General features: G+C 70.2%; 20 protein-coding genes. 10 read left to right on the top strand and 10 right to left on the bottom strand.

The features are described 5' to 3' along the window. Nucleotides 1-38: 38 nt before the first annotated feature. Nucleotides 39-1,097, top strand: coding sequence for an ABC transporter ATP-binding protein (locus SALPAC3_RS0112980; protein ID WP_018221662.1), 1,059 nt, complete (start codon nt 39-41; stop codon nt 1,095-1,097). Beyond that, the gene (locus tag SALPAC3_RS0112975) at nt 1,090-2,205 is read left to right on the top strand and encodes an ABC transporter ATP-binding protein (RefSeq protein WP_018221661.1); all 1,116 of its coding nucleotides are present in this window, start codon (nt 1,090-1,092) and stop codon (nt 2,203-2,205) included. Before SALPAC3_RS0112980 ends, SALPAC3_RS0112975 begins: the two co-directional genes overlap by 8 nt. 53 nt (nt 2,206-2,258) lie before the next feature. On the opposite strand, the gene SALPAC3_RS0112970 is transcribed toward SALPAC3_RS0112975, so the two are convergent. Then, nucleotides 2,259-2,711, bottom strand: coding sequence for a hypothetical protein (locus SALPAC3_RS0112970; RefSeq protein ID WP_018221660.1), 453 nt, complete (start codon nt 2,709-2,711; stop codon nt 2,259-2,261). Next, on the bottom strand, nt 2,708-3,316 hold the full coding sequence (locus SALPAC3_RS0112965; protein ID WP_018221659.1) for an HNH endonuclease family protein: 609 nt from the start codon (nt 3,314-3,316) through the stop codon (nt 2,708-2,710). Before SALPAC3_RS0112965 ends, SALPAC3_RS0112970 begins: the two co-directional genes overlap by 4 nt. A 144-nt stretch (nt 3,317-3,460) precedes the next feature. Here SALPAC3_RS0112965 and SALPAC3_RS0112960 point away from each other — a divergent pair, with 144 nt between their 5' ends. Further along, a complete protein-coding gene (locus tag SALPAC3_RS0112960) occupies nt 3,461-4,957 on the top strand; it encodes an MFS transporter (protein ID WP_018221658.1) in 1,497 nt (498 codons plus the stop codon). Nucleotides 4,958-5,140: 183 nt separating this feature from the next. Here the strand turns inward: SALPAC3_RS0112960 and leuA are convergent, their stop codons facing one another. Continuing rightward, the gene (leuA, locus tag SALPAC3_RS0112955; protein ID WP_018221657.1) at nt 5,141-6,916 is read right to left on the bottom strand and encodes a 2-isopropylmalate synthase; all 1,776 of its coding nucleotides are present in this window, start codon (nt 6,914-6,916) and stop codon (nt 5,141-5,143) included. 460 nt (nt 6,917-7,376) lie between these two features. Here leuA and SALPAC3_RS0112950 point away from each other — a divergent pair, with 460 nt between their 5' ends. Together SALPAC3_RS0112950 and SALPAC3_RS0112945 are read left to right on the top strand one after the other, a co-directional pair. Further along, nucleotides 7,377-8,642, top strand: coding sequence for an aspartate kinase (locus SALPAC3_RS0112950; protein WP_018221656.1), 1,266 nt, complete (start codon nt 7,377-7,379; stop codon nt 8,640-8,642). Between the two features lie 3 nt (nt 8,643-8,645). After that, nucleotides 8,646-9,707 (top strand): aspartate-semialdehyde dehydrogenase, encoded by a 1,062-nt coding sequence (locus tag SALPAC3_RS0112945; protein WP_018221655.1) that lies wholly within the window; start codon nt 8,646-8,648, stop codon nt 9,705-9,707. 4 nt (nt 9,708-9,711) lie between these two features. Here the strand turns inward: SALPAC3_RS0112945 and SALPAC3_RS0112940 are convergent, their stop codons facing one another. Beyond that, the gene (locus tag SALPAC3_RS0112940; protein ID WP_018221654.1) at nt 9,712-11,133 is read right to left on the bottom strand and encodes a GGDEF domain-containing protein; all 1,422 of its coding nucleotides are present in this window, start codon (nt 11,131-11,133) and stop codon (nt 9,712-9,714) included. 287 nt (nt 11,134-11,420) lie between these two features. On the opposite strand from SALPAC3_RS0112940, the gene SALPAC3_RS0112935 reads away from it, so the two are divergent. Beyond that, nucleotides 11,421-13,124, top strand: a complete 1,704-nt coding sequence (locus SALPAC3_RS0112935) for a bifunctional metallophosphatase/5'-nucleotidase (protein ID WP_026185518.1) — start codon at nt 11,421-11,423, stop codon at nt 13,122-13,124. Between the two features lie 77 nt (nt 13,125-13,201). Here the strand turns inward: SALPAC3_RS0112935 and recD2 are convergent, their stop codons facing one another. Together recD2 and SALPAC3_RS0112925 are read right to left on the bottom strand one after the other, a co-directional pair. Next, nucleotides 13,202-15,427 (bottom strand): SF1B family DNA helicase RecD2, encoded by a 2,226-nt coding sequence (recD2, locus tag SALPAC3_RS0112930; RefSeq protein ID WP_018221652.1) that lies wholly within the window; start codon nt 15,425-15,427, stop codon nt 13,202-13,204. A 49-nt stretch (nt 15,428-15,476) separates the two neighbouring features. Further along, nucleotides 15,477-15,776, bottom strand: coding sequence for a DUF1905 domain-containing protein (locus SALPAC3_RS0112925; protein ID WP_018828231.1), 300 nt, complete (start codon nt 15,774-15,776; stop codon nt 15,477-15,479). Between the two features lie 181 nt (nt 15,777-15,957). On the opposite strand from SALPAC3_RS0112925, the gene SALPAC3_RS0112920 reads away from it, so the two are divergent. Both SALPAC3_RS0112920 and SALPAC3_RS0112915 read left to right on the top strand, forming a co-directional pair. Beyond that, nucleotides 15,958-16,902, top strand: coding sequence for an RNA polymerase sigma-70 factor (locus SALPAC3_RS0112920; RefSeq protein WP_018221650.1), 945 nt, complete (start codon nt 15,958-15,960; stop codon nt 16,900-16,902). Between the two features lie 81 nt (nt 16,903-16,983). Next, entirely contained in the window at nt 16,984-18,162 is a 1,179-nt protein-coding gene (locus SALPAC3_RS0112915) for an NAD(P)/FAD-dependent oxidoreductase (RefSeq protein WP_018221649.1), read from the top strand. Between the two features lie 89 nt (nt 18,163-18,251). Here the strand turns inward: SALPAC3_RS0112915 and SALPAC3_RS0112910 are convergent, their stop codons facing one another. The 4 genes from SALPAC3_RS0112910 to SALPAC3_RS0112895 form a co-directional block, all read right to left on the bottom strand. Further along, nucleotides 18,252-18,998, bottom strand: coding sequence for a DivIVA domain-containing protein (locus SALPAC3_RS0112910; protein ID WP_018221648.1), 747 nt, complete (start codon nt 18,996-18,998; stop codon nt 18,252-18,254). Then, nucleotides 18,995-20,185, bottom strand: a complete 1,191-nt coding sequence (locus SALPAC3_RS0112905; protein WP_026185517.1) for a globin domain-containing protein — start codon at nt 20,183-20,185, stop codon at nt 18,995-18,997. The genes SALPAC3_RS0112910 and SALPAC3_RS0112905 overlap by 4 nt, the downstream gene beginning before the upstream one ends. Continuing rightward, nucleotides 20,182-20,598, bottom strand: coding sequence for a group I truncated hemoglobin (locus tag SALPAC3_RS0112900; protein ID WP_232430502.1), 417 nt, complete (start codon nt 20,596-20,598; stop codon nt 20,182-20,184). The genes SALPAC3_RS0112905 and SALPAC3_RS0112900 overlap by 4 nt, the downstream gene beginning before the upstream one ends. Before the next feature lie 663 nt (nt 20,599-21,261). Next, complete coding sequence (locus SALPAC3_RS0112895) at nt 21,262-22,431, bottom strand: UDP-N-acetylglucosamine--N-acetylmuramyl-(pentapeptide) pyrophosphoryl-undecaprenol N-acetylglucosamine transferase (RefSeq protein ID WP_018221645.1); 1,170 nt, start codon at nt 22,429-22,431, stop codon at nt 21,262-21,264. Nucleotides 22,432-22,509: 78 nt separating this feature from the next. On the opposite strand from SALPAC3_RS0112895, the gene SALPAC3_RS29085 reads away from it, so the two are divergent. Both SALPAC3_RS29085 and SALPAC3_RS0112890 read left to right on the top strand, forming a co-directional pair. Then, nucleotides 22,510-22,635 carry a hypothetical protein gene (locus SALPAC3_RS29085; protein WP_269744919.1) on the top strand — a complete coding sequence of 42 codons (126 nt, stop codon included), beginning with the start codon at nt 22,510-22,512 and terminating at the stop codon, nt 22,633-22,635. Nucleotides 22,636-22,640: 5 nt separating this feature from the next. Next, nucleotides 22,641-23,111, top strand: a complete 471-nt coding sequence (locus tag SALPAC3_RS0112890) for an MSMEG_6728 family protein (RefSeq protein ID WP_018221644.1) — start codon at nt 22,641-22,643, stop codon at nt 23,109-23,111. Nucleotides 23,112-23,173 lie beyond the last annotated feature (62 nt).

The following is a 23,173-nucleotide window of genomic DNA, read 5'->3' as shown; positions in this document are numbered from 1 at the left end:
GGTTCGCGAGCCCCGCAGGTGCGAACGGAGGGCCGGTAATGGCGCTGCTCGAAGTGGATGACCTGAGCGTCACGTTCGCCCGGCGTGGGCAGCGTACGGTGCGCGCGGTGGACGGGGTCTCCTTCTCGGTCGACACCGGTGAGGTCGTCGGTCTGGTCGGTGAGTCCGGCTGCGGCAAGAGCGTCACCTCGATGGCGATCATGGGTCTGCTGCCTCGGCATCCGGGCACCCGGATCGGCGGCAAGGCGGTCTTCGACGGAACCGACCTGCTCGGACTCGACGACCGCGCCCGGCGGGACATCCGCGGTCGGGACGTAGCGATGATCTTCCAGGATCCGCTCTCCTCGCTGAATCCGGTGATCCCGATCGGGTTGCAGGTGACCGAGGTGTTGGCCCGTCACCGGGGAATGACGGGTGGCGCGGCACGCAGGGAAGCGGCCGGGCTGCTGGACCGGGTCGGCATCCCGGATCCGAACCGGCGGCTCAAGGAGTATCCGCACCAGCTCTCCGGTGGGATGCGGCAACGGGCGTTGATCGCGATGGCGGTCGCCTGCCGTCCCCGGCTGCTGATCGCCGACGAGCCGACCACCGCGCTGGACGTCACCATCCAGGCGCAGATCCTGGAGCTGCTCAAGGAGTTGGTCCACGACTCCGGCACCGCACTGGTCATGATCACCCACGATCTGGGGGTGGTCGCCGGCATGTGTGACAGCATCAACGTGCTGTACGCGGGTCGGGTGGTCGAGACCGCCCGTCGACGTCCCCTCTTCCGGGAACCACGGCACCCGTACACCGCGGGTCTGCTCGGTTCGGTGCCCCGCCTGGACAGTGGACGTGGCGAGCCGCTGAACCCGATCCCCGGCTCGGTACGCGACGTGCTGTCCTGGTCGGAGGGCTGTGCGTTCGCTCCGCGCTGCTCCCGGCGGGTGGACGCCTGCCTCGACGAGACGCCGCCGCTGGTACGCACCCACGACGGCCGTACCTACCGCTGTGTCGACCCGGTGCCGTTGCCCGGCGCCGTCCCGGCCCAGGCCGGTCCGGCCGACCAGCCCGGGGCGTCGAGCCCGGAGCCCAACGAGGAGAAGACCCGTGACTGACAACGAGTTCCTCGTCGAGGTCCGTGACCTGAAGGTGCACTTTCCGATCAAGCGGGGGGTGCTCTTCGATCGCACGATCGGCCACGTGAAGGCGGTCGACGGGGTCGACCTGCGGATTCCCCGTGGCAAGACCTACGGCCTGGTGGGCGAGTCCGGGTGCGGGAAGTCGACGCTCGGCCGGGCGCTGCTCCAGCTGACCGCGCCCACCGGCGGCGAGGTCGTCTTCGACGGTGTCGAGCTGACCACGCTGCCGCCGGCCCGGCTGCGCGCCATGCGTCGTCGGATGCAGATGATTTTCCAGGATCCGATGTCCAGCCTGGACCCACGGCAGAATGTCGAGTCGATCCTCACCGAGGGTTTGCAGACCCACGGCATCGGCGGCAACCGGGACGAGCGACGCGCGATCATCGGGGAAGCGCTCGACAAGGTGGGGCTGCCCCGGTGGGCGCTGTCCCGTTACCCGCACGAGTTCTCCGGCGGGCAGCGGCAGCGGATCGGGATCGCCCGGGCGGTGGTCCTCGGTCCGGAGCTGATCGTCGCCGACGAGCCGGTGTCCGCCCTGGACGTGTCGATCCAGGCGCAGGTGGTCAACCTCCTCGACGAACTGCAGGAGAGCCTCGGTCTCACCTATCTGGTGATCGCGCACGATCTGGCCGTCGTCCGGCACATCTCCGACATCGTCGGCGTCATGTACCTCGGCGCTCTGGTGGAGGAGGCCCCGAGCGACCGGCTCTACACCGAGCCGTTGCACCCGTACACCCGGGCGCTCATGTCGGCGGTGCCGGTGCCGGACCCGGATGTGGAGGACCGCCGGGAGCGGATCCTGCTCGCCGGGGACCTGCCCTCGCCAGCCAACCCGCCGGCGGGCTGCCGATTCCACACCCGCTGTCCGTGGGCCCAGCCGACGCGCTGCGCCGACGAACGGCCGGTGCTGCGCGACATCGGCGGCAGCCGGGTGGCCTGCCACTGGGCCGAGCAGATCGCCAGCGGGGAACTCCGTCCGGGCCACGCCGGGGCGGGAGCCACCCGGGCGTCCGACGGCGACGCGGTTCCGGAGCCGGTATCGATCCCGGCCCCGACCGCGAAGGCGGATTCCGCCGACGGCTGAGCCGTCGGAGCCGGGTCGCGGGCAGCCAGGACCGGCTGTTACCGCGGCCCGGCTCAGCCGTCGGGGCGGTGGAGCAGGGCGACGGCGATCGCGTGTACCGCTCCGAGGCCGGCCGGGTCGGGCAGCATCACCCGTCCGCCGGTCACGACATACCACTCGTCGGCCTCGCGGTACTGCACTCGCAGGGTGACCTGACCGTCGAGGTACTCGGTGCGGAGCGTCAGCTCGCCGGTGATCACACCGACCTCGTCGGTCATCACCCCGCCCGGCCCGGGGACGATGTCCGCGCTGCAGACCTGGGACCCGCCGTCGGCCCGCATCCCGGAGCCGGGAGTGCCGCCCGCCGGGGCGCCGGTGGTCTCCGCGCTCATCCCCGCGCCGGGTACCGCGGCACCGGCAGCGCCGTCGGCCGTCATCCCGGCGCTGCCCGGGGCGGAACCACCGGTCACGTCGTTGTCGGCTCCCGGGAGCCGGTGCGGTGTCGGGTCAGTCCCGGTGCTGGTCACGATCGGCTCCCCCCGGTGCAGCCCGCCAACATGTCGGCCAGCGCGGTCTTCTCGTCGGTGTTTACCGACAACTGCCAGTGATGTTTCACCGTGACCCAGCTTTCGGCGTAGCGGCACCAGTATGACCGGTTCGCCGGTCGCCACTGGGATGGATCCTGATCACCCTTCGACCGGTTGGCGGTGCGGGAAACCGCGAAGAGGTGCGGCAGCCGGGTGTCGTTGGCGAAGTCACCCCGCTTCGCGTCGGTCCACCGGTCGGCCCCGGATCGCCAGGCGTTCGCCAACGGGACCATGTGGTCAACATCGACCTCGGAGGGGTCGGTGAGGACCAGGCCGTCATAGACGCTCTCCCAGCGCCCACCGACCACGTTGCAGCCGGAGAGCTTGATGCTCTCTCCGTCGCGCGCGAGCACGGTGTCCCGGACGTCGCAGTTCTTGCCGGTGCCCCGCCAGTGGGGGAAGCGATCGCGGCTGTAGCCCTTCATCGAGCCGGCGCTGGCCACCGTCAGCTCGGCCAGCTTCTCCATCGCGCTCCCACCGTCGCTGGTGGGCGTCGGCTCCGGTGTGGTGGCCGGGACGCAGCCGGCCAAACCGAGCGCCAGCACTGTCGCGAGTAGCGGTCCGGATCTGGTACGCAGAGACGACACCGCTCTAGCTTGGCGGGTTCCAGGGCTCTCGCCCAGCATCTCGGCGGGCCGTTTCGGCGTTTCGTAGCCGCTTCGAGATCGAGTCGGGGCAACCTTGGGGCCATGACTACACCCTCCCTTCGGCTGGGTACCCCGGCGGGGGCCGGCACGCTACTCGCCGCGGTGCTCGCCTCCGGCATGGTCTTTCTCGATGGGACCGTGGTCAACGTTGCCCTGCCCCGCCTTGGCGCAGACCTCGACGCCACCGTCTCGGATCTGCAGTGGACGGTCAATGGCTACCTGCTGATGCTCGCGGCGTTCGTACTGCTCGGTGGCGCGCTCGGGGACCGGTTCGGCCGACGGCGGGTCTTCCTGCTCGGGGTGGTGTGGTTCACCGCGGCGTCGGTGCTGTGTGGGCTGGCCCAGGACACCGGGCAGCTCATCGCGGCCCGGCTCCTGCAGGGCGCCGGAGCGGCCCTGCTCACCCCCGGTTCCCTTTCGGTCCTACAGGCCAGCTTCCACCCGGACGACCGGGGGCGGGCGATCGGCGCCTGGGCCGGCTTCTCCGGCGTCTCCACCGCGCTCGGCCCCTTCGTCGGCGGCTGGCTGATCGACCAGTTCTCCTGGCGATGGATCTTCTTCCTGAACGTGCCGCTGGCCGTGTTGGTGCTGCTGGCCGCCCTGCGCTGGGTGCCGGAGAGTCGCGACGAGAGCGCCTCGCGTACCAGGACCAAGGGGTCGGGCCGGCGGCGGTTCGACGTGCTCGGCACGGTGCTGGGGGCGGTCGCCCTGGCCGGGATCACGTTCGCGCTGATCGACGCACCGGCTCGGGGTGCGACGTCGGTATCGGTGTTGCTCGCCGCCGCGGCCGGCGTTCTCGCTTCGGTGGCCTTCGTGCTGGTCGAGCGACGCCGGGGGGAGACCGCGATGCTGCCGACCGGGCTGTTCAGCAGCCGGATCTTCTCCGTGCTGAACATCTTCACCGTGGTGATCTACGCGGCGCTCAGTGGGTTCACCTTCTTCGTCGCCGTTTTTCTTCAGAACGTGGCCGGCTGGTCGGCGCTGGCCACCGGCGTCGCGCTGCTGCCGGTGACCGTGCTGCTGCTGGTCGGCTCACCGCTCGCCGGTGATCTGGCGACTCGGATCGGGCCCCGCCTGCCGTTGACCGTGGGGCCGGTGGTGTCCGCGGTCGGGCTTGTCCTGCTCCGTGAGGTCGGGGCGGAGGCGTCCTACTGGCGGGACGTGCTGCCCGGGGTGTTTCTCTTCGGGTTCGGGCTGGCCCTGGTGGTGGCGCCGTTGACGGCCTCGGTGCTGGCCGCCGTCGCGGATCGCTTCGCCGGAGTGGCGAGTGGCTTCAACAATGCGGCCTCGCGCGCCGGGGGGCTACTCGCGGTGGCCGCACTGCCCTTGCTGGTCGGCCTCTCCGGCACCGAGTACGAACGGCCGGACGAGTTGACCGCCGCCTACCGGGGCGCGCTGGCCTGGTGCGCCGGGCTGCTGCTGATCGGGGCGGCGCTGGCTGTGGTCTTCGTACGCCGTCCGCGCCGGGCGCCGCCACCGTCGCAGCCCTGCCAGTCCCTGCCGGCCGCCACCGGGTCGGAGAAGGGGATGGCTTCTTGACGGCTCCGGCCGTACCGGCCGACTGAGGTCGGCCGGTACGGCCGGCAGGCGGCCGGGCCCGGGTTTGCCCTCGGGTGGAGTCAAACCGGGCCGGGCCCCGGGTTGACCTCGGGTGGAGGCCAACCCGGACTGGGTCCCGGGTGAACCTCGGTGGAGGCCAACCCGGGCCGGGCCTTGGGTGCCTCAGTGGGCGCGGTTGACGGCGCTGGTCACCGCCCTGATGGTGGCGGTGACGATGTTGGCGTCCACGCCGACGCCCCAGACCGTACGGCCGTCCACCGCGCACTCCACGTACGCGGCCGCCTGGGCGTCGCCGCCGGCGGAGAGGGCGTGTTCGTGGTAGTCGAGGACGCGTACGTTGACGTCGAGGGACTGCAGCGCGTTGACGTACGCGTCCACCGGTCCGTTGCCGATGGCGCTGACGGCGCGTTGCCCGCCGCCGTGCCCGACCCGCGCCTCGAACTCGACCTTGCCGTCCACAGTGCCGAGCGTGTAGGTGGTCAGGGTGACCGTGGGGTTCACCTGGTGGTCGAGCAGGTACTGCCCGGCGAAGATCTCCCACATGGTCTGCGGGTCGACCTCGCCGCCGTTGTCGTCGGTGACCTGCTGGACCACGCCGGAGAACTCGATCTGGAGCCGGCGGGGCAGGTCGAGTTGGTGCTCGGTCTTCATGATGTACGCCACGCCGCCCTTGCCGGACTGCGAGTTGACCCGGATGACGGCCTCGTAGGTGCGACCCAGGTCCTTCGGGTCGATCGGCAGGTACGGCACCGCCCACGGGTGCTGCTCGACCGGGATGCCGGCGGTGTCGGCGGAGGCCGCGAGGGCGTCGAACCCCTTGTTGATCGCGTCCTGGTGGGAACCGGAGAAGGCGGTGTAGACCAGGTCGCCGGCGTACGGGTGACGCTCGTGCACGGGTAGCTGGTTGCAGTACTCGACGGCACGTTTGATCTCGTCGATGTTCGAGAAGTCGATCATAGGATCGATGCCCTGGGAGAAGAGGTTCAGGCCCAGGGTGACCAGGTCCACGTTGCCGGTGCGCTCGCCGTTGCCGAAGAGGCAGCCCTCGATCCGGTCCGCACCGGCCAGCAGGCCCAGTTCGGCGGCGGCCACTCCGGTGCCGCGGTCGTTGTGCGGGTGCAGGCTGAGCACCAGGCTGTCCCGTCGGGGCAGGTGGCGGTGCATCCACTCGATCGAGTCGGCGTAGACGTTTGGCATCGCCATCTCGACAGTGGCCGGCAGGTTGAGGATCAGCCGGTGGTCGGGGGTCGGGTCGAGGACCTCGATCACCTTCGCGCAGACCTCCACGGCGTAGTCCAGCTCGGTGCCGGTGTACGACTCGGGGGAGTACTCGTAGTGGATGTCGGTGTCCGGGGTGTGGATCTCCGCGTACTTCTGGCAGAGCCGGGCGCCGGTGGTCGCGATGTCGGTGATGCCGTCGCGGTCCAGCCCGAAGACGACCTGGCGTTGCAGCGTTGAGGTCGAGTTGTAGAAGTGCACGATTGCCCGCTTCGCGCCCCGCAGCGCCGTGAAGGTGCGGTCGATCAGGTGTTCCCGGCACTGCGTCAGCACCTGGATGGTGACATCGTCGGGGATCAGGTCCTGCTCGATGAGCTGTCGGACGAAGTCGTAGTCGGACTGGCTGGCCGAGGGGAAGCCGACCTCGATCTCCTTGTAGCCGAGCTGCACCAGGAGCTGGAACATCCGGCGCTTGCGCTCGGGGGACATCGGGTCGATCAGGGCCTGGTTGCCGTCTCGCAGGTCGACCGCGCACCAGCGCGGCGCGGCCTCGACCTGCCGGGTGGGCCAGCTGCGGTCGGGGAGGTCGGTGCGGAACTGACGCTGGTAGGGCTGGTAGCGGTGGTACGGCATCCGGCTGGGGCGTTGCCGGGCGATGGGGTCGGTCGCAGCGTCGGGGGTGGCAGCAGGGTGGGCCATGCGGAGTGCCTCCGTGGTCATGTGACATCAGCAGTCGAGGTCGGCGAGGCGCCGAAGAATGGGTCGGAGCGGGCGGCGCGGTTCGACCCCGCGGCGAGGTGCCGGCCGTCAGGCCTCGCCGCGGCGACCAAGGAGAAGCAACGGCTGCCACATGACAGCGTCACCCTACGTGGCGGGAAGTGGATCTGGGAAGGATCGCCCGGACTGTGAGACGGGAGTCGCAGTCGGGTGGCCAGCAACAGGTCAGCGGGAAGGTCGAACTCGCTGGTACGACGGTGCGGTTGGCGGCGGTTAAATGTGGGAAAAGGTACCCGTAACGGTCCGCTGTCCGGAGCGTCCCGGCGCTCGGGGCCGGATGCTGGGATCACCCGACGCGGCCGGGTGGTCCGCCGGATACCCTGAGGGCGTCTTGACATGACGCCGCCGGCTCCGTCGGCGGCGTCGGCACGCTCAGGGTCACTTGGGAGGGGAGTGCGCCGTCGTGGCACTCGTGGTGCAGAAGTACGGCGGATCCTCCGTCGACAACGCCGAGCGGATCAAGCGGGTGGCCGAGCGGATCGTCGCCGCCCGTAAGGCCGGCGACGACGTGGTGGTGGTGGTCTCCGCCATGGGCGACACCACCGACGAGTTGACCGATCTCGCCAACCAGGTTAGTCCGCTGCCGCCCGGTCGGGAGCTGGACATGCTGCTCACCGCCGGGGAGCGCATCTCGATGGCACTGCTCGCGATGGCGATCCACAACCTGGGGTACGAGGCGCGGTCGTTCACCGGCTCGCAGGCCGGGGTCATCACCACCTCGGTGCACGGTCGGGCCCGGATCATCGACGTCACGCCGGGGCGGCTCAAGGGTGCCCTGGACGAGGGCGCGGTGGTCATCGTCGCCGGCTTCCAGGGCGTGTCGCAGGACACCAAGGACGTCACCACTCTGGGGCGGGGTGGCTCGGATACCACCGCCGTGGCTCTCGCCGCCGCGCTCAACGCCGATGTGTGCGAGATTTACAGCGACGTTGACGGCGTCTTCAGCGCCGATCCGCGGATCGTGCCGGACGCCCGGCACATCCGACAGATCACCTACGAGGAGATGCTGGAGCTCGCCGCCTGCGGCGCCAAGATTCTGGCGCTGCGCGCCGTGGAGTACGCCCGCCGGGCGGGGTTGCCGGTCCACGTCCGTTCGTCATACTCGACCAGCACCGGCACGATGGTCACCGGATCGATGGAGGACCTTCCCGTGGAACAGGCGTTGATCACCGGAGTCGCCCACGACCGCAGCGAAGCCAAGATCACGATCGTCGGGGTGCCCGACGAGCCGGGTGCGGCCGCGCGGATCTTCGACACCGTCGCCGGTGCGGAGATCAACATAGACATGATCGTGCAGAACGTCTCCACCGAGGGCACCGGCCGGACGGATATCTCGTTCACCCTGCCCAAGACCGACGGCCCCACCGCCATGGCCGCGCTCAGCAAGATCCAGGACAGCGTCAAGTTCAAGGGGCTGCTCTACGACGACCACGTCGGCAAGGTCTCGCTGATCGGTGCCGGAATGCGTTCCCACCCGGGCGTGGCGGCCGGCTTCTTCGCCGCCCTCGGCCAGGCCGGCGTGAACATCGAGATGATCTCCACGTCGGAGATCCGGGTCTCGGTGGTGTGTCGCGACACCGACCTGGACAACGCCGTGCGCGCCATCCACGACGCCTTCGAGCTCGGTGGTGACACCGAGGCGGTTGTGTACGCGGGGACGGGGCGGTAGCCCATGGCGTCGCAGCCCACCCTGGCTGTGGTCGGGGCGACGGGCGCGGTTGGCGCCATCCTGTGTGAGTTGCTCACCGGCCGGCGGAACGTCTGGGGCGAGATCCGACTCGTCGCCTCTCCCCGGTCGGTCGGGCAGCCGGTGTGTTGCCGGGGCGAGGAGCTGACCGTTCAGGCGCTCACCCCGGAGGTCTTCGACGGCGTTGACGTGGCGATATTCGACGTTCCGGACGCGGTCTCGGCCCAGTGGGCGCCGACCGCGGTCGACCGGGGCGCCGTCGTGGTGGACAACACCGCCGTGTTTCGTGCCGAACACGATGTTCCGTTGGTGGTCCCCGAGATCAACCCGGAGCAGGTCCGGAACCGGCCGAGGGGCATCGTCGCCAACGCGACCTGCACGACCACCGCCATGATCGTCGCGGTGGCGCCACTGCACCGCGAGTACGGCCTGCGGGAGCTGGTGCTCTCGTCCTACCAGGCGGCATCCGATGTCGGGCAGGCCGGGGTGGACACCCTGCACCGCCAGCTCGTCAAGATCGTTGGAGACCGGGAGCTCGGCTCCCGTCCCGGAGATGTCCGGCAGGCGGTCGGGGACGACCTTGGCCCCTTCCCCGCACCCCTCGCACTGAACGTGGTGCCCTGGGCCGGGGTGCTCAGCGACGGCGGATGGTCCTCCGAAGAGGTGACCCTGCGTAACGACTCGCGCAAAATCCTCGACCTGCCTGATCTGAAGGTCACCGCCACCTGCGTCCGGGTACCCGTGGTCACCGGGCACTCGGTGGCGGTGCACGCCGTCTTCGGCACCGAGGTGGACGCCGAGGGGGCCGGTGAGGTGCTGCGCAACGCACCCGGCGTGATTCTGGTCGACGAACCGGCGGCCGGTGAGTTCCCCATGCCGATCGACGCCGTCGGCACCGACCCGTCCTGGGTCGGTCGCCTCCGCCGTGCCCTGGACGACCCCCGCGCGCTCGACTTCTTCGTGACCGGGGACAACCTCCGCAAGGGCGCCGCCCTGAACGCGGCGCAGATCGCCGAACTCCTGGCCGGCGAACTGACCCGGCGTTGACGTTTCAGGCGGCGGCCAGGCGTACGCCGTCGCGGCCCTCCCGTTTCACCCGGTAGAGCGCCTGGTCGGCGCGGTGGAGGGCGTGGCCGGCGGGCTCGTCCGGGTACGGGAGGGCGACGCCCACGCTGACGGTGCGGCCGATCCGGCGCGCCGCCGCGGTGAGGCGTTCGGCGACCCGGAGAGCCTCCTCGGGGCGGTTCACCTCGATCACCGCCGCGAATTCGTCGCCACCGGTCCGGTACAGCTCGTCGCCCTGGCGCAACGCGCCCTCCAACGCCCGCGCCAGCCCCACCAGCAGCCGGTCACCGGCCTGGTGGCCGTACGTGTCGTTGACGGTCTTGAAGCCGTCCACGTCGATCGCGAGCAGGGCGGTACGCCCGGGGGTGGCCGCCGCGATCCGCTCCCCGAACGGCCCGGTATGCCGCAACCCGGTCAACGGGTCGGAGCTGGCCCGCTCGCGGAGCCGGGCCACGGTCCGGAGCCGGTCCAGGGCGCTTCCGGTCTGGCTGGCGAGCAGCTCCAGCAGGTTGACGGTGGTCGGGTCGGGGCGGAGCCGCCGCGCGTCGGCGACCAGCAGTAGCCCGATGTCGTCGGTTGCGCGGACCGGTACCGCCACCAGCGTGCGGACCCCGGCCCGGGTCAGCGGAGCGTGGTCGTCGGTCGCCGGCGGTTCGGTCTCACCGAGGGTGTAACCGGCGCCGTAGCGGTGGGCCAGGTCGACCATCCGCCCCAGCGCCTCCGGGCCGGCCGCGGAGAGCGCGGCCCGGACCCGGGCCTCCAACTCGTCGGGGCGGGTGGTCGGCGCGCACAGCCGGGGCCCCGGCTGCCCGGCGAGCACCATAACGGCGGTGGAGAGCGTCGAGACGTCCCGCGCGGCCGTGCACGCCGCGTGTCGCAGCTCCCGCTCGGTGTCGGCGGCGGCCAGCGCGGCGGCGTGCCGCAACAGCTCCTCGCTCCGGGTCTCCGCCGGCGGTCCGCCGAGCGCGGCGATCCGCGCGCCGAGCTGTTCCGCGAGGCGTTCGGCGGTGTCCCGCCACGCCGTCAGGTCCGCCGGTTGGCTCCAGATCAGGTCGAGGACGCCGACGGGTCGCCCCGCCGGCCCCGGCACCGGTACGCAGACCTCACCGGTGGCGTCGGGGCGGACCGGGAGGCGATCCGGGTCCGCGCCGAGGTCGGTGATGACCGCGGGGCGGCCGGTGGTGTGCACCTGACCGACGACGCCGGTAGCCGGCGGGACGGTCGAGAAGACCTGCCACGACCCGGTGGCCGCGATGCACCGGAGCCGGTCATGGACCTCCAGCAGCACCGAGACGGCGGCCGGGGTGGACTGGGCCAGGGTGGCGACGGTCCACTGGCACGCCTGGGCGACGGTCGACGCCATCGGCAGGCGGGCCGTGCCGGCACAGATGATTTGATCGTGATCCACTCGCGTGTTGTCCCGGGTCGGAGGTGACCGGCCGCTGCCGGTGCCGGGTACCAGGGTAGCCAGCCGGTCGCGGCACCCCGGTCTGCTCGATACGGCGGGCCAGCGGGCTACCCACTGTTGTTGAAGCTGTGGTCTACCGCCCGGTCGACTGGTGGCGGGAGCGATGAGAGGCTGGTGTCGGTGCTGGTGGCGTACCCGTCGCCGCCGGTGTCTGAATCCTGCCGATGGCGCGAAATGGTGGGCGTGCCTAGCCCGGATGTTTCCGCGCCGGTTCCACGAGGAGTTCCATGTCCATCCCTGGGATGCGTCGGGCCGCAATCGGCCTGACCGCGCTCGCTGTGGCCGCCTTCGGCGCGGTCGCGACCACCCCTGAAGCGGCGGACGCCGGCCGGAAGCCGGTCGACGTCACGCTGCTCGCGCTGAACGACTTCCACGGCAATCTGGAGCCGCCCGGTGGCTCCAGCGGCACGATCGAGGGCCAGCCCGCCGGCGGGGTCGAGTACCTGGCGACCCACCTGGCCGAGCTGCGTAAGGCCAGCAAGAAGAAGAACACCATCACGGTCGCCGCCGGGGACCTGATCGGCGCCTCGCCGCTGCTGTCGGCGGCCTTCCACGACGAGCCGACCATTGAGGCGTTGTCGCAGGCCGGGCTCGACTACGCGAGCGTCGGCAACCACGAGTTCGACGAGGGCTCCGACGAGCTGCTGCGGATTCAGCACGGCGGCTGCCACCCGGTCGACGGCTGCGCCGACGGCACCCCGTACCGGGGCGCCGACTTCCAGTACCTCGCCGCGAACTCCTTCGTGACCGAGACCGGCGAGCCGCTGCTGCCCCCGTACGCGATCCACCGGGTGCAGGGCGTCAAGATCGGTTTCATCGGAATGACCCTCGAGGGCACGCCGGACATCGTCAGCCCGGACGGCGTCGCCGGCCTGACCTTCGCCGACGAGGCGCGGACCGCCAACCGGTACGCGCGGGAACTGCGCCGTAAGGGCGTGGAGACCATCGTGGTGCTGCTGCACGAGGGCGGAAACCAGGCCGGCGCCGGTGGCATCAACGACTGCGTCGACTTCACCGGCCCGGTGGTCGACATCGTCAACCGGATGGACCGGTCCATCGACGTCGTCGTCAGCGGGCACACCCACCAGGCGTACAACTGCGAGGTCAACAACAAGCTGGTGACCAGCGCCAGCTCGTACGGCCGGCTGATCACCGACATCGACCTGAAGATCGATCGGCGGACCGGGGACGTGCTGCGGGCCACCGCCGAGAACCTGGTGGTCACCCGGGACGTCGCCGAGGACCCGGCCCAGACCGCGCTGATCGACCGGTACCAGACCGTCCTCGGCCCGGTCGCCGGCCGGGAGGTCGGCGAGACCACCGAGGCGATCACCCGGACGCAGGAGACCCTCTTCGACACCGTCCGCGGGGAGTCCCCGCTCGGGAACCTGATCGCCGACGCCCAGCTCTGGGCCAGCGAGGGGGACCAGAACGCGGTCGCCGCGTTCATGAACCCGGGCGGTGTCCGGGCCGACCTCGACGCCGGCCCGGTCACCTACGAGGAGGCGTTCACCACCCAACCGTTCACCAACAACCTGGTGACCCTCGACCTCACCGGCGAGCAGCTCTACTGCCTGCTGGAGCAGCAGTTCGTCACCGAGCGGGTGCTCTACCCGTCGGCCACGGTCCGGTACGTCGTCGATCCGGCTGGCGGCACCGCCCCGGCGGATGACCCCTGCGCCGGCACGCGTGTGGTCCGCGGCAGCCTGACCTTCGCCGACGTGCCGGTGGAGACCGACGGCACCTACCGGGTCACGGTGAACAACTTCCTGGCCGGCGGGGGCGACGGCTTCTCCGTTCTCACCGAGGGCACCAACCCGGCCACCGGCCAGATCGACCTGGACGCGCTGGTCGCGTACCTGACCGAGACCTCGCCGGTCTCCGCCCCGGCACTGGACCGGATCCGTACCACCGGGGAGGCCGGCCGCTGACGCCCCGCTTCCCAGCGAGAACAGGCCCCGGGAACGCCCGGGGCCTGTTCTCGTCCCGGCCCGGTGTTCCCCGCCGATCAGGGCGTGGTGGTGGCGAGTCGGTGGTTGAGGGCGGTGTGCCGGCGACCGGCGCCGACGGTACGGACCGCGGCGGCGAGGGCCCGGCGGGAGCCGACCAGAACAACGAGCTGTTTGGCGCGGGTGACCGCGGTGTAGAGCAGGTTGCGTTGCAGCATCATCCAGGCGCTGGTGGTCAGCGGGATGACGACGGCCGGGTATTCGGAGCCCTGCGAGCGGTGGATGGTCATGGCGTAGGCGTGCGCCAGCTCGTCCAGCTCGTCGAAGTCGTAGTCGATGCTCTCGTCCTCGTCGGTGCGGACGGTCAGGGTCTGCTCCTCGGTCGAGAGCTGGGTGACGATGCCGAGGGTGCCGTTGAAGACCCCCGCCTGCCCCTTGTCGTAGTTGTTACGAATTTGGGTGACTTTGTCGCCGATGCGGAACACCCGCCCGCCGGCACGCCGCTCCGGCTGCTCCTCCCGATGCGGGGTGAGTCGTTGCTGGAGCAGGGTGTTCAGCGCTCCCGAGCCGGCGGGGCCGCGGTGCATGGGGGTGAGGACCTGCACGTCCCGGCGGGGATCCAGGCGGAACTTGGCGGGGATCCGGGAGCAGGCGACATCGACGGTAAGGTCGGCGGTGGCCTCCGTGTCGTCGCAGGCGAAGAGGAAGAAATCCGGCAGGCCCTGGAGCAGGGGCGGGCGGCCGGCGTTGATCCGGTGCGCGTTGGTGACGACGCCGGACTGGGCGGCCTGGCGGAAGATCTGGGTCAACCGCACCCGCGGAATGGTGGGAGCGGCGAGCAGATCGCGCAACACCTCGCCGGCGCCGACGGAGGGAAGCTGGTCGACGTCGCCGACCAGCAGCAGGTGTGCGCCGGGTGGTACGGCCTTGACGAGCTTGTTGGCCAGGATGAGGTCGAGCATCGAGGCCTCGTCCACGACCAGCAGGTCAACGTCGAGGGGGTTGTCCCGGTCGTAGGAGGCATCCCCGCCCGGGCGTAGCTGCAACAGGCGGTGCACCGTGGCGGCGGGGTGCCCGGTCAGCTCGGAGAGGCGCTTGGCGGCCCGCCCGGTCGGGGCCACCAGCGTGACCTTGGCTTTCTTGGCGGCGGCCAGCTCGACGATCGAACGGACAGTGAAGCTCTTGCCGCACCCCGGCCCGCCGGTCAGCACCGCGACCTTCGAGGTCAGCGCGAGCCGGACCGCCTGCTCCTGCTCCGGGGCGAGGTCGTTGCCGGTACGCGCCTTCAGCCAGGTCAGAGCCTTGTCCCAGTCGACGCCCGCGAAGTGTGGCAACCGATCAGCCCCATCGCCGAGCAGGCGGAGCAGGCTGGTGGCGAGAGACCGCTCCGCCCGGTGGAACGGCACCAGGTACACCGCCCGGACCGGCTCCGCGTCGCCGCCCGGCAGCGACTCACGGACCACGCCCTCCTCGGCGACCAGGTCGTCCAGGCAACGGGTGACGAGGTCGGCCGGCACGTCGAGGATCTTCGTCGCGTCCGCGACCAGCTCCGGTTCGGGGAGGTAACAGTGGCCGTTGTCGGTGGCCTCGGAGAGCGTGTACTGCAACCCGGCCATGACCCGTTGCGGGCTGTCGTGCGGGATACCGACCGACCGGGCGATGGTGTCGGCGGTTTTGAAGCCGATGCCCCACACATCGGCCGCCAGCCGGTACGGCTCCTTCGTGACCACATCGGTGGCGGCGTCGCCGTACTGCTTGTAGATCCGTACCGCCAGCGAGGTCGAGACACCGACGCCCTGGAGGAAGACCATGACCTCTTTGATCGCCTTCTGTTCCTCCCACGCCGCGGTGATCTTCGCCGTGCGTTTCGGGCCCAGCCCCGGCACCTCCACCAGCCGGGCCGGCTCCTCCTCGATGATCCGCAGCGTCTCCAGGCCGAAATGGGCGACGATCCGCTCGGCGAACACCGGTCCGATGCCCTTCACCAAGCCCGAGCCGAGGTAGCGCTGAATGCCCTGGATCGTGGCCGGCAAGACCGTGGTGTAGGTGTCGACCTCGAACTGTCGGCCGTACCTGGGGTGCGAGGACCAGCGCCCGTGCAGCCGTAGGCTCTCCCCCGGCTGCGCGCCCAGCAGCGCACCCACCACCGTCAACAGATCCCCACTGCGGTCGGTGGCGACCCGGGCCACGGTGTAGCCGGTCTCCTCGTTGACGTACGTGAGCCGCTCCAGCACCGCCTCGAGCGTCGCCAGGGCGGGACGGGGGGCAGCGGTCACGTCGGCCATCCTGCCGTACGCCAGCGGCGGCGCGGCGCTCCGGTCCGGGCTGGTTTTCCTATCCGAGGAGTTCCAGGCTCACGGCGGTGACGTCGCCGGCCTCGATGCTTTCCGCCTCGCGGACAGCTCGTTTGACGGGTAGCACGTAGCAGCTTCGCTGCTTGTCCGGAAAAATTGAGGTCGCCCAGGTGCTGCCACCGACCGTGACCCGGACCCGCAGCGAGCCGAAGCCACGCCGTGGCGGTCCGGACAGCTCCCGGATCTCCTCCGACAGGTCGATGGGGAGGCTGACGAAGGTCCAACTGTCCGCCCGCCGGGCACTCCAGCCCCACAGCTCGGCCTCGAAGGTGACGATCACGGGTCCCAGCCTGACACGGCGGTCCGACACCGGTCGTCGCTCGGCACCCCGGGCGACCAGACCGGCACCGTCGCTCGGCATCCCGGGCGACCAGACCGGCGCCGTGGCGCAGGTCACCGACGCTACCGGCGGGCCGAGCCGAGCCGTGGTGCCTCGGGGGCCGTGTGGCTACTGTCGGGTCATGCCGCTGCGTTCGCACGAGGTCGAGCTGTTCGAGGACTCCAGGGCTCGGTTGGAGGCGATCGCCTACCGGCTGCTCGGTTCGGCGAGCGACGCCGAGGACACGGTCCAGGAGACGTTTCTCCGGTGGCAGGCCACCGACCGGACCGTGGTTCGGACGCCCGAGGCGTGGCTGACGAAGGTGCTCACCAACCTCTGTCTCAACCAGCTCACCTCGGCGCGCGCCCGGCGCGAGAGGTACGTGGGCACCTGGCTGCCCGAGCCGTTGCTCCCCGGAGACCCGATGCTCGGCCCGGTCGACACCGTGGAGCAGCGGGAGTCGGTCTCGATGGCGGTGCTCGTCCTGCTGGAGCGGCTCTCAGCCAACGAGCGGGTGGTGTACGTGCTCCGGGCGGCGTTCGGTTACTCGCACGGTGAGATCGCCGAGTTCCTCGACCTCACCGAGTCGAACTGCCAACAGATCTACCGGCGGGCGAAGCAGCACATCAGCACCGACCGGGTCCGGGCGGAGGTGGACGCGACCAGCACGCGGAAGGTCGTCGAGGAGTTCCTTGTGGCCGCCACCAGTGGGGAGGTTCGGCGGCTCGTCGAGCTCCTGACCGCGGACGCGACGAGCGTCGGCGACGGTGGTGGCAAGGTTCCGGCCCGGACCACGCCGGTCGCCGGCGCGCTGGCGGTGGCGCGGTTCCTGCGCGGTCTCCTCGTTCCCACCAAAGTCAAACGAGACCGGATCGGCGGCCGACCTGCTGTCTATGCCGGCGCCGTCAACGGCGGGCCCGCGGTGGTGGTCGTGCTCGACGACCGGGTCGTCGCCGTCATGTCCCTGCACCTGACCGGGGAGGGCATCGCGGCCATCCATACCCAGGTCAACCCCGACAAGCTTGTCCGCGCCACCCACCGCTGGTCCGCGGCCGAGCCCGGCGAACCGCTCATCGAAGCCTGGTGACCCAGCTCACGGCGAACTCCTGTCAGTAACCGCGTCGCTGTCCGGTTCAGGAAGCGGACGCATCGAGACAGGAGTGAGATCATGAAGCACCGCATCGTCGTCCTCGGGGCCGGATACGCCGGAACCGCCGCCGCCGGACGTCTCGCCCGGCGGCTGCACCCCGACAGCGTCGAGATCACTGTCGTCAACGCCGAGGCCGAGTTCGTCGAGCGGGTCCGGCTGCACCAACTCGCGACCGGACAGCGCCTCGCCCACCGCCGACTGCGTGACATCTACGCGGGTACGGACGTGCGGCTACTCCTGGGGCGAGTCACCGCGGTTGACCTCGATCACAAGATCGTCACGTTGGTGGACCAGCAGGGCGCGGACGAGATCAGCTACGACACCCTCGTCTACGCCCTCGGTAGCACCGGTACTGACCACGGGGTTCCCGGTGTCGCCGCGCACGCCTACAACATCGCTGGAAGGGAGTCCGCGCTGCGGCTGCGCGACCGCCTGGTCCGCCTCGGCGCCGGCGGGAACATTCTGGTCGTTGGAGGTGGGCTGACCGGCCTCGAAGCTGCCACCGAGATCGCCGAGGCGCGGCCGGACCTCGCCGTCGCGATCGCCGCCCGCGGCGGCCTCGGTGACTGGCTGGACGTCGGGGCACGGCGTCACCTACGACGTGTTTGCGACCGGCTCGGCATCACCGTGCACGAGCACACGAACATCGCCGGGGTCGACGCGGCCAGCGCGGTCACCGGCGACGCCCGAACCATTCCGGCTCAGGTGACTGTCTGGACGGCGGGCTTCGCCGTTCACCCCATCGCCGCCGCCACGCCCCTTGAGCTTGCCGAAACTGGACAGATTCGGGTGGATGCCACCATGCGGGCGGTCTCGTACCCCGAGGTGTATGCGATCGGGGATGCCGCGTTCGCGGAGGGGCCTGGGGGTAAGCCGCTCCGGATGTCCTGCGCCACCGGGATTCCGATGGGGTGGCAGGCCGCCGACGCGATCGCTGCGCGCCTGACCGGCCGGGAGGTGCCGAAACTCGCGTTCCGCTACTTCAACCAGTGCGTCAGTCTCGGCCGGCGGGACGGGCTCATCCAGTTCGTGACCGCCGATGACCGCGCCAAGTCGTCTTTCCTCGCCGGAAGGATGGCAGCCCGGTACAAGGAAATGGTCTGCAAGGGAGCGGCCTGGAGCGTCCGCCACCCCACGTTGCTGCTGCCGACCCGCCGTTACCGCACCAGCCTGAGCGGGCCGTACGCGTTGCGCTGAGCTGTGCGAAACAGACCACCGGTGCCCGGTCGCCCGGCTCTCGGTGCGGCCTACGGCGTGGTGGGTCGTTGGGGTTCGTGGCGCTTTGGCTACCGGTGCGTCTGTCCGCGGGCGGGTTGGATGCCGGTGGCTGTGGGATGGTCCGGTATGGCGGCGCGTTCGGGTGCGGCGATTGGGGGACCGACCAACTTGGTCAGTTCGGCGCTGAAGGCGTCGCCCACGGCCCGGATCTGGGCGCTGGCGCCATCGAGTTGGCTGGTGGCGCCATCGAGTTGGCTGGTGGCGCCGGCGACTGCGGCGAGGATGTTTCGTGCGATGGCGGCGAGGCGTTCGACCTGTTCGCGGTCGGCGGAGTATTGCTGACCTGCGCGGACGCGGTAGGAGTGGGCGGCTGCTTCCGCCTCGCGGCGTGCCTCGACGACGACGCGTTCGGCCTGGCTACGCGCGTCGGTCTGCATGCTGCGGGCGTGGGTTTTGGCATCGGCGATGAGTTGGTCGGCCTGTTGCTGGGCGGTGGCCAGGATGTTGATCGCCTCGCTGGAGAAGGCGCGTTGGCGGGCGGGTTCGGTGTCGATGTTCTGGTTGCGGAAGAAGTCGCGTAGCCGGTTGATTTCCGCGAGGTCGCGGGCGTGGACGGTGGTCCACCGTTGCACCTCCTCGGCCATTCGGGCGAGGAATGCCTCGACCTCGTCCGGGCGGTAGCCACGGCGACCGAGTGCGGTCTCGCGGAACCGCTGTCCCCGGACGTGTTCCGGGGACAGCGGTTGCCATCCGCGAGGTAGGGCTTGTTCCAGCCCGAGTTTAGGCTCGTCGCGGGTGTGGTTGGCGGTGTTCATCGTGCGTACACCTCGGCGCGGTCGGCCACCGTGACGGTGGCTACGGAGTCGGGGCGGTAGGGGTCGTTGGTACCGTCCTCGCTTCGAATCTGTTGCGGGGCGATACCAGCCTCGGCGAGACGCTCGCGGCTGGTGGCGACCATTTCGGCTGGACCGCAGACGTAGATGTCGTGCGTGTCCCAGCGGCCCATGCGTAGTGCGACGTCCACGGCGGTGCCACGGTGAACGCCGGCGGCGTGGGCATCGTGGGACAGGGTGGGGACGACGGTCAACCAGGGCATCTGCTGCGCCATGGATTCCAGGGCGGGTAGGTCGTAGAGGTCGCCACTCGTGCGACCGCCGACGACGAGGGTGACTCGTCGTCGGCCGCCCTCGGCGGCGAGTTGTTCGGTGAGTGCCTTCAGCGGAGCCAGGCCGGTGCCGCCGGCGAGCAGCAAGAGATCCCGGCCGGAGTCCGGGTCCAGGGTCAGGCTGTGCCCGATGGGCGCGCCGACGCGGGTCTCGTCGCCGACGCGCAGCGACTGGACGATGGCGGTGGAGACCTCCCCACCTGGTACGGCCTTCACGTGTAGCTCAACCAACCCATCGCGGCGCGGAATGTTCGCCGGGGAGTAGTACCGCCAGAGGCGAAGCCGTGTCGGCACCTCGATCGCGCAGGACTGACCCGGCAGATACCAGTAGGGCACGGGCTGGTCCACCTGCAGTCGGACCACCGCCACATCCAGGCCCCGGCGTTCGTGTTCGACAACCAGCGCTTTCCAGTACGGGGGCTCGTTGCGGGTGGCCTCCGCCGCGGCATCACACATGACCTGCGCGACGAGGCCGTACGCCTCAGTCCACCCGGCGGCCAGGTCGGCGTCCCAGTCCGGGCCGAGGAACTGGCTGAGGGTGGCCAGTAGCGCCTCCCCAACGGGCGGGTAGTGCTCGGGACGAACGTCGAAGCGTCGGTGGTCGCGGCCGAGCCCGCGTGCGAAAGGCAACATCACGTCTGGCTGACCAACACCGGCGACAATGCGTCCAAGTGCGGTGACCAGCCGATCCCGTTGGCCCGCCATGGACGCCGGGAAGAGTTGTCGCAGCTGCGGGTTACGCGTGAACAAAGCCGCGTAGAAGTAGGCCGGCACCGCATCACCATGCGCGACAACCCGTGCCCACGACGCTTGTAGCCGGTCAGGCTCCACTGTCACGTCGGCGAACCAACCGGTGCGGGATCGGAATCGGCGCTTACGATGGTGGCTTGTAGCGTGGTAAGGGTCTCGACCATTGCCGCGAGCACATCGGCGGGAGCATGTTCGATGTAAAGGCATGCGAGCAGGTAGTCGGCGACCGAGCGATACTGCGCATCCGTTATGGCAAGGGGCTGGTGCACTGTGGCAAGATCCTGACCGGTGTAGGCCTTGGGGCCGCCGAGGACCTGTGACAGCAACGCAGCCATGTGCCGTTTGAGTGGGACCAGGTCCTTGTCGTGGAAGGTCGGACGCAGCAGCGAGTCGTCCAGGATCAGCGTGTAGAGCCGGTCCACGACTCGCGTCACGGTTGACGCGCCGCCAATCCGGTCGTACATCGACTCGGCATTTTCGGGCTGCGTTGTTGTGGTCATATATCCGCCTTCAGTCTCAGACTTCGCGGGACCGGACGGGTGCCGGCAGGGAGGTGTTGGGGCGCGGCACCACCAGGTCCTGCGCACGCATTGCGGCCGTTCCCCGTTGTTTGGAATTTGCTTGCCTGGCAGTTTGAGTAGCGCCACCGTGAACTGCCACGGCACCACTTAGCAGGTGTTGCGTTTGTCGTCAACACTTGCTTTGTGTTGATCGATCTGCTCCAGCGACGATAGTCGCAGCCGACCAGACGTGTCTACGTCATAAATGCGGACAAAACTCTTCGTTTAGCCGATGCCGCTGGCCTTGGATGGAGCCGAAATACCGGCCGCTGTGGGCAGGGCTTTTGCATGTTTGGTCGGTGGTTTCTGAGCTGAGGGTCTTTCTGGTGCCTGGTCGCTGCGGAGGTGGTGGTACGGGTGGCTGCCCGGCCTCGCCTGGGGGTCCCCGGGCCGGTGCGGCCAGGCGGTGACCGGTGCGGCCGGGTGGGCTGCGACCATGCGGGCGGTCTCGTATCCACCACCCAGGGGTGGATGCGATCGGGGATGCCGCGTTCGCGGAGCGGCCTGGGGTGAGCCGCGCCGGATTCGCCGAAATCCTGGCCGGCTGGGGCCTCGGAACCGGCCAGGGCCGCCGACTGCGCGGCGATCGCGAAGCGCGGTGCGTCAGCCGCGGCGGGCGGCGTCGATCAGCTCGGTGACGGCGGCGGCAGCAGCGTCTGGCCGGCCGTGGCGGCGGGCGGCCTCCGCCAGGGCGTGTCGACGCTGCGCGTCGTCCAGCAACGTCAAGAGTTCGGCGCGGAGCGCGGCGCCGGTGGCATCGCCGCCGGTGAGCATCCGCGCCGCGCCGGCCGCGGCGAGGTGCCGGGCGGTCTGCCGCTGCTCATCGCCGGAGGTCGGCACGAGTGGGATCAGGATTGCCGGTCGGCCCAACGCGGTCAGCTCGGCTACTGTGCCGGCGCCACTGCGCGCGACCACGATGTCGGCGGCGGCGAGCACGTCGGGCAGTTGCCCATGGATATAGTCCACGACGCGGTAGCGGGCCTGTAGGTGCGGCGGTAACTGCGCGGCGACCTGTCGCATGCGGTCCAGACTGTGTTCCCCGCACTGGTGCAGCACCTGGCAGCGTTGCAGGACATCGGGGAGGACCTCGGCGATCATCTGGTTTACCTGCACCGCGCCCTGCGCCCCGCCGGTGACGAAGACCAGTGGCAGGTGCGGCTCCAGTCCGTAGGCGGCACGGCCGGCAGCCGGGTCTCCGGTGAGCATGTCGGGGCGGACCGGGTTGCCGGTGACCACCGCTCTGGCCTGCGCTCGCTTCGACAGGTTCGGCAACGAGGAGGTGTGGCTTAGCAGCACCCGGCGGGCGACCAGGGCGAGAATCCGGTTGGCCAGGCCCAGGTTGAGGGTTTGCTCGTGCATGACCAGGGGGCGCCGGGCCAGCCAGGCGGCCAGACCGATCGGGACGGAGACGTAGCCGCCGGTGGAGAGGACCACGTGCGGCCGGACCCGCAGTACGGTCGCCATGGCCTGCAGTACGCCGATCGGAATCCGGAACGCGTCGGTGATGTTGCGCCACAGCTCCTGACGGTTGGGGGACCGCCGTAGCTTTCCGGTGGTGATGGCGCGGAAGGGTAGGCCCTCCTGCCGGGCGATCCTCGCCTCCAGTCCCTGCTCGACGCCGACCCAGAGAATGTCGGGCTCGGCGCCGGTTTCGGCGAGGCGGGCGCGGAGCGTTCGGATGGTCGTCAGTGCCGGATAGGTGTGCCCCCCGGTGCCGCCGCCGGTGACGATGATTCGCAAGCCGTGGAGCTGTCGAGCACTGTAGACGGCCATGCGTTCCCCTGTGCGGTGTCCGTCTGGCTCGGCGCGTCGAGGTGCTGGCATCCCTGCCGGCGAGCCAGGATGGACTGGGTGGGCGTTCTGACGTTGTGGTGGATCGACTATAACGTCAGCGAACCCCGTCGCTTCGTCGCCCGCCGCGCCGCCGCCGTGCTGCCCGCCGCCGGAGGATTGTCGGGTGCGGTGGCGGGTAGGTAACCAGGATGCAGACGTTCCTTCCGTACCCCGACTTCCTGGCCAGCGCGGCCGCGCTGGACCAACGTCGGCTCGGTAAGCAGCGGGTGGAGGCGATACAGGTGCTGCGGGGGCTGACCCGTCCGGGTTACGGCTGGCGACACCATCCGGCGGTGAAGATGTGGGCCGGCTACGAGGAGGCGCTGACCCGGTACGGGTTGGACGTGTGCGCGGTCTGGTGCGAGTCGGGCCGAGCCGACACCTGTGCCGCGACGCTCGTCACCGACTTCGCCGCCGCCCGGGGCGGGCGTATCGTACGCACCCAGGCCGAGCTGGCTGACGCCGGTGAGCTACCGCCCTGGTTGGGCCGCGACGACCTGCACCTGAGCCACCGTTCGTCGCTGCTGCGCAAGGACCCCGAGCACTATCGCCCCCAGTTTGGGGACATCCCGATCGATCTGGAATACGTCTGGCCCCGCTCTGATCGCGCCACCGGCTAGGGAGAACCACCGGCGGGCAGGAGCCGCCAGACCGTGACCGGCGTCACCGAGATGGGGCGGGG

Source organism: Salinispora pacifica DSM 45544 (assembly GCF_000378845.1).
Taxonomy (GTDB): domain Bacteria; phylum Actinomycetota; class Actinomycetes; order Mycobacteriales; family Micromonosporaceae; genus Micromonospora; species Micromonospora pacifica.
Note: the sequence above shows the minus strand (reverse complement) of the source record. Positions and strands in the feature narration are given on the sequence as shown.

What these genes read in the sequence shown, in the direction of transcription:
- SALPAC3_RS0112895 (WP_018221645.1), bottom strand. Translation starts at nt 22,431, where the DNA reads ATGGCCGTCTACAGTGCTCGACAGCTCCACGGCTTGCGAATCATCGTC.
- SALPAC3_RS0112980 (WP_018221662.1), top strand. Translation starts at nt 39, where the DNA reads ATGGCGCTGCTCGAAGTGGATGACCTGAGCGTCACGTTCGCCCGGCGT.
- SALPAC3_RS0112900 (WP_232430502.1), bottom strand. Translation starts at nt 20,598, where the DNA reads ATGACCACAACAACGCAGCCCGAAAATGCCGAGTCGATGTACGACCGG.
- recD2 (WP_018221652.1), bottom strand. Translation starts at nt 15,427, where the DNA reads ATGGCCGACGTGACCGCTGCCCCCCGTCCCGCCCTGGCGACGCTCGAG.
- SALPAC3_RS0112890 (WP_018221644.1), top strand. Translation starts at nt 22,641, where the DNA reads ATGCAGACGTTCCTTCCGTACCCCGACTTCCTGGCCAGCGCGGCCGCG.
- SALPAC3_RS0112910 (WP_018221648.1), bottom strand. Translation starts at nt 18,998, where the DNA reads ATGAACACCGCCAACCACACCCGCGACGAGCCTAAACTCGGGCTGGAA.
- SALPAC3_RS0112915 (WP_018221649.1), top strand. Translation starts at nt 16,984, where the DNA reads ATGAAGCACCGCATCGTCGTCCTCGGGGCCGGATACGCCGGAACCGCC.
- SALPAC3_RS0112920 (WP_018221650.1), top strand. Translation starts at nt 15,958, where the DNA reads ATGCCGCTGCGTTCGCACGAGGTCGAGCTGTTCGAGGACTCCAGGGCT.
- SALPAC3_RS0112935 (WP_026185518.1), top strand. Translation starts at nt 11,421, where the DNA reads ATGTCCATCCCTGGGATGCGTCGGGCCGCAATCGGCCTGACCGCGCTC.
- SALPAC3_RS0112960 (WP_018221658.1), top strand. Translation starts at nt 3,461, where the DNA reads ATGACTACACCCTCCCTTCGGCTGGGTACCCCGGCGGGGGCCGGCACG.
- leuA (WP_018221657.1), bottom strand. Translation starts at nt 6,916, where the DNA reads ATGACCACGGAGGCACTCCGCATGGCCCACCCTGCTGCCACCCCCGAC.
- SALPAC3_RS0112945 (WP_018221655.1), top strand. Translation starts at nt 8,646, where the DNA reads ATGGCGTCGCAGCCCACCCTGGCTGTGGTCGGGGCGACGGGCGCGGTT.